Raw genomic sequence first — 4,966 nt, forward strand, 5'->3', positions numbered from 1 at the left:
TACGGCACACTGGAAGGTTACCTAAAAGCAGTTGATGCGCAATCTGGCCGTGAACTGTGGAGATTCAAAACTCCATCAGGCATCATCGGTAACGTCAACACCTACAAACACAACAACAAACAGTATATTTCTATCCTGTCTGGTGTAGGTGGTTGGGCTGGTATCGGTATGGCTATCCCAAGTTTGGAAAATGACTCAGACGGTCTTGGTGCAGTTGGTGCTTACAAAGCACTGTCTAGCTGGACTAACCTGGGTGGTGTTCTGAGCGTATTTAGCCTGTAATACAGCTAAAGATAAAGTCTATAGTTAATAAATAGACAGTTAAGTAAAATTAAGAACCCGGCATCATTGATGTCGGGTTTTTTTTTTGCTTAATTTAAATAATTTCATAACATTAAATCAGGCTATTTTTCCTGATACCCATTCAGGAAAATCCTGAACACCAAGGCGTTAATTGCTGACGCTACTTATCTTACTTCGCCGTAATATTCACATACCGTCTGAATAGTTCAGACGGCGTTATAAATAACCTATAGAGAGGAAATTATTATGTGGACTAAACCAGAATATTCAGACATGCGTTTCGGTTTTGAAGTCACCATGTATATCTGCAACCGTTAATTTTAACGTTCGGATATGTGTCCGGAGCAAATGCTCCGGGCATCTTCAACCGGCCAGCAAATCAGACTGCTTTACGTTACTATGATTAATTCATAATAAATCAGTGTGATTTGCTAAAGAGTCGACAGGAAAGAGAAATATGCACATACATGTCATGGGTTCAGGCGCCGGCGGAGGCTTTCCACAATGGAATTGCAACTGCAATAACTGTAAGGGCGTGCGAGAAGGAACAGTAAAAGCGAGCCCACGTACACAGTCCTCGATCGCGATAAGTTCCGATGGTATTGATTGGATTCTGTTTAATGCATCACCGGATATCAAGAAACAAATGGATGATTTCCCGGCGTTACAACCAGCCAGAGAAGTTCGTGACACCGCTATCAAAGCCATTCTGATCACTGATGCACAAATTGATCATGTTACGGGATTGCTGACTCTGCGCGAGCATAATAAACCATGGGATATCTACTGTACTGAAGCCGTACACAGCGACCTGACTACGGGCTTTCCGGTATTTAATATTCTCGGCCATTTCCGTGGCATCAACTGGCATGAAATCAAAACTGATTTACAGTCATTTACCATCCCGGCAGCACCGGGCCTTATATTTACCGCTGTGCCATTAAAAAGCGAAGCACCACCGTATTCACCTCATCGCCACAATACGGTGCCAGGTGACAATGTCGGTATTCGTGTTGAAGATAGCCGTACGGGTAAGAATGTGTTTTATGCGCCGGGTTTGGGCGTGGTCGAAGATCATGTACTCGAATTTATGCGTAATGCCGATGTAGTTCTGGTGGATGGCACGGTATGGACCGATGACGAGATGTCAAAAGAAGGCATCAGTGATAAACGGGCTCAGGAAATGGGCCATATTAATCAGTCGGAAGAGGGCGGCACCATCAGTTTTTTAAATTCGATGGAACGTCCGCGCAAGATTTTGATTCATATTAATAATACCAACCCGATCCTTAATGAAGAATCGGCAGAACGTCAGGTGCTCAACAACGCAGGAATCGAGTTGGCATACGACGGTATGGATATTGAGCTATAACAATCGGGAAAGGGCAAACGATGGCTGACAACACACCTTGGTCAAAAGAAGAATTCGAACAAAAGCTGCGTGATAAAGAGCAGTTTTATCACATCAATCATCCGTTTCATAAATTGATGCATACGGGAAAACTGAATCAGAAACAGGTTCAGGGTTGGGTGGCAAACCGTTTTTATTACCAAACTGCGATTCCTATTAAGGATGCGGCGATTATGGCCAACTGTGAAGATGCCGAGGTACGTAAACACTGGGTACAACGCATTCTGGATCACGATGGTTTTGAAGGTCAGGAAGGTGGTATCGAAGCCTGGTTACAACTGGGTGAAGCGGTAGGTCTGACACGTCAGGAACTGACATCGTATGAACATGTATTACCCGGTGTGCGCTTTGCGATTGATGCCTATGTCAATTTTGCCCGTCGGGCACCATGGCAGGAAGCCGCAGGCTCTTCATTAACCGAGTTGTTTGCCCCGAAAATTCATCAGGCGCGTCTGGATAACTGGCCTGAACTATATCCATGGATTGATGAGCGTGGCTATCGTTATTTCCGCAAACGCTTAAGCGAAGCGCGGCGTGATGTTGAACATGGCTTGCAGATCACGCTGGATTATTGTGATACACGCGAGAAACAACAGCGTGCACTGGATCTGTTGCAGTTCAAGCTGGATATCTTGTGGACCATGCTGGATGCAATGTGGATGGCGTATATTGAAGATCGCCCACCTTATTGTATGGATGTTGAAAAATGACAGAGCGCGTATTTAACGCAGACAGTGTGCCGGTACTGGCATTAGGTTACCGCTTTCAATGGGAGCCCATGCAGGATTGTTATGTTTTGTTGTATCCCGAAGGCATGGTCAAACTAAATCCTGCTGCTGGCGAAATTTTGAAGCGTATAAGTGAAAAGAAACAAACCGTTAGCGAATTGATTGCAGAACTAAAAGTCGCATTCGATGGCGCAGATTTAGACGATGACGTCTATCAGTTTTTGGAGGAAGCACATGGCAACGACTGGATCAGAGCAGAATAAAGCGCCCGGCAGCACCGGTGGTGCTCTGGGGATGAATGTACGTGATGCTATCCGGCAGCCTTTATGGCTATTGGCAGAGCTGACCTATGCTTGTCCATTGCAATGTCCGTATTGTTCCAACCCGATGGATTTCGCCAAAATCAAAAGCGAATTGACCACCGAGGAATGGATTGATGTATTTAAACAAGCCCGGGCAATGGGCGCAACACAGCTGGGATTGTCGGGTGGCGAGCCTTTGGTTCGTCCCGATATTATCGAGCTAATCCGAGCTGCACGTGATTTAGGTTTCTATACCAACCTGATTACTTCAGGTATCGGTTTGGATGCCAGTAAGGCAAAAGCCTTTAAAGAAGCCGGTCTGGATCATATTCAAGTCAGTTTCCAAGCGAGCTCAGAGGATCTCAATAACCTGATTGCAGGGACAGATGCCTTTCAACACAAAATTGAAATGGCCAAAGCGGTTAAAGCCGCTGGTTATCCGATGGTGCTGTGTTTTGTTACGCATCGGCAGAATATCGACAAAATCGACGAAATCCTCGATCTGGCGATTAATCTGGATGCCGATTATGTCGAGCTGGCCACGACGCAATATTATGGTTGGGCGATGCATAATCGTGATCAACTATTGCCGTTGAAAGAGCAGCTGGTCAGAGCTGAACGTATTGCCCATGAGTACCAGGAACAGCAAAAAGGCAATATGAAGATCTACTATGTCGTTCCTGACTATTATGAAGATCGTCCAAAAGCCTGCATGAATGGCTGGGGCAATGTGTTCCTGACCGTTACCCCGGATGGCACGGCCTTACCATGTCATGCTGCCCGCGAATTACCCGGCATGACTTTGCCAAATGTTCGCGATACCAGTGTGAAGGAAATTTGGGAAGATTCAAACGACTTTAATCGCTTCCGTGGTTTTGACTGGATGAAAGAGCCTTGCCGCAGCTGTGATGAGAAAGTAAAAGACTTTGGTGGCTGTCGTTGTCAGGCGTATATGCTGACCGGCGATCCCGCCATGGCAGATCCGGTTTGCAGCAAATCACCTGATCGTCATGTGGTCGATGAAGCGATTGAACGGGGTCGCAGGGAGTCTGAAAAACCAACAGAAGTTGCCAAACCATTAGTATTCCGTAATCCGAAAAACTCGAAACAAATCAGTGGGTTCTGAGCAAATATCTATTGGTGTTTCATAGCCGCCACTACTGGAAGAGCTTTTCCTCCAACAAGGTGTTGATAATGTGATGTAGTGGTTCTGCATAAATCATTTACAACGCAGGTGGTCGGAATGTGTCCCAGCCTTTGTGGCCTGCATGGATGTTAGGTCAGGGGGCGTGGGGCAGTACGCGGGAGCTTTACTCGTCTTTCATTTAGAATAACTACAAAAGCGTCAGAACAAGCAATTTTCCGGACATTGCTTTTGCATACGATGTGCAAGGATGCACCGGTGCGATCACTCCATTCATGGAGCTAAACGTTTTTTGAGCTTAAGCCCTAAAGGGTAGAGATATATGGATGAAACTCACAAACTACATTGCTCACGCCTTGTGTGGCGTTTTTTTAAATCACAACAGAGGCGGCTATGAAAGATCAACAGACCCTAACAATTAAGACCAGCGGCCTGACCAAGCGATATGGTCAGGCCGTTGTGGTAAATGGACTGGATCTTCATGTTAAAGCGGGCCAATGCTACGGACTGCTAGGCCCCAATGGCGCCGGCAAAAGCACTACTATTCATATGCTCACCACCATGACTTCGCCTACTGCGGGTGAGGCCTGGATTGTTAATCAATCCATATTGGCAGATCCAGTGGCAATACGCCGTTCGGTCGGTCTGGTGTTTCAGGATTCGGCTTTGGATCGCACGATGACAGTCGACGAAAATCTGCAATTTGCTGCCGCACTCTATGGTATGTCCAAAAAACAAGCCAATGAACGTATCGAAGAATTATTAGCCGTATTTAATCTTGGAAGTCGGCGTAATACCAAACTGCTGGCGCTTTCAGGAGGCCAACGCCGGGCAGTGGATATTGCCCGCGGCGTATTGCATCAACCCCAGGTACTATTTCTTGACGAACCGACCATTGGCCTGGATTTACCCAATCGACGATCTATCTGGCGTTTTGTCGAGCAGTTGCGTCGTGATCATGGTATGACAGTCTTCCTCACAACGCATTATCTTGAAGAAGCTGTGGCCTGTGATCACGTGGATTTTATCCAGCGCGGTGTGTTGCAAAAAGGGGGAAAACCGACAGATTTGATGCGAC

At 46.4% G+C, this 4,966-nt stretch carries 6 protein-coding genes and 1 pseudogene; all 7 read left to right on the forward strand.

The window, feature by feature from the left end:
* Positions 1 to 282 (forward strand): annotated as a pseudogene (locus B3O33_RS03840) (PQQ-dependent dehydrogenase, methanol/ethanol family); the annotation flags it as partial.
* Between the two features lie 267 nt (positions 283 to 549).
* Positions 550 to 621: a pyrroloquinoline quinone precursor peptide PqqA gene (pqqA, locus tag B3O33_RS03845; RefSeq protein ID WP_081443609.1), complete on the forward strand. Its 72-nt coding sequence runs from the start codon at positions 550 to 552 to the stop codon at positions 619 to 621.
* Positions 622 to 760: 139 nt separating this feature from the next.
* Positions 761 to 1,675 carry a pyrroloquinoline quinone biosynthesis protein PqqB gene (gene pqqB, locus B3O33_RS03850; protein WP_292362102.1) on the forward strand — a complete coding sequence of 305 codons (915 nt, stop codon included), beginning with the start codon at positions 761 to 763 and terminating at the stop codon, positions 1,673 to 1,675.
* 20 nt (positions 1,676 to 1,695) lie between these two features.
* Entirely contained in the window at positions 1,696 to 2,424 is a 729-nt protein-coding gene (gene pqqC, locus B3O33_RS03855) for a pyrroloquinoline-quinone synthase PqqC (protein ID WP_292362103.1), read from the forward strand.
* A complete protein-coding gene (pqqD, locus tag B3O33_RS03860; RefSeq protein ID WP_292362104.1) occupies positions 2,421 to 2,705 on the forward strand; it encodes a pyrroloquinoline quinone biosynthesis peptide chaperone PqqD in 285 nt (94 codons plus the stop codon). The genes pqqC and pqqD overlap by 4 nt, the downstream gene beginning before the upstream one ends.
* Entirely contained in the window at positions 2,677 to 3,870 is a 1,194-nt protein-coding gene (gene pqqE, locus B3O33_RS03865) for a pyrroloquinoline quinone biosynthesis protein PqqE (RefSeq protein ID WP_292362105.1), read from the forward strand. The genes pqqD and pqqE overlap by 29 nt, the downstream gene beginning before the upstream one ends.
* A gap of 411 nt (positions 3,871 to 4,281) precedes the next feature.
* Positions 4,282 to 4,966, forward strand: a 685-nt coding sequence (locus B3O33_RS03870) for an ABC transporter ATP-binding protein (protein ID WP_292362986.1), incomplete at its 3' end; no start/stop codon positions are given.

The organism is Methylophaga sp. UBA1464 (genome assembly GCF_002325665.1).
In the GTDB taxonomy this organism is placed as follows: domain Bacteria; phylum Pseudomonadota; class Gammaproteobacteria; order Nitrosococcales; family Methylophagaceae; genus Methylophaga.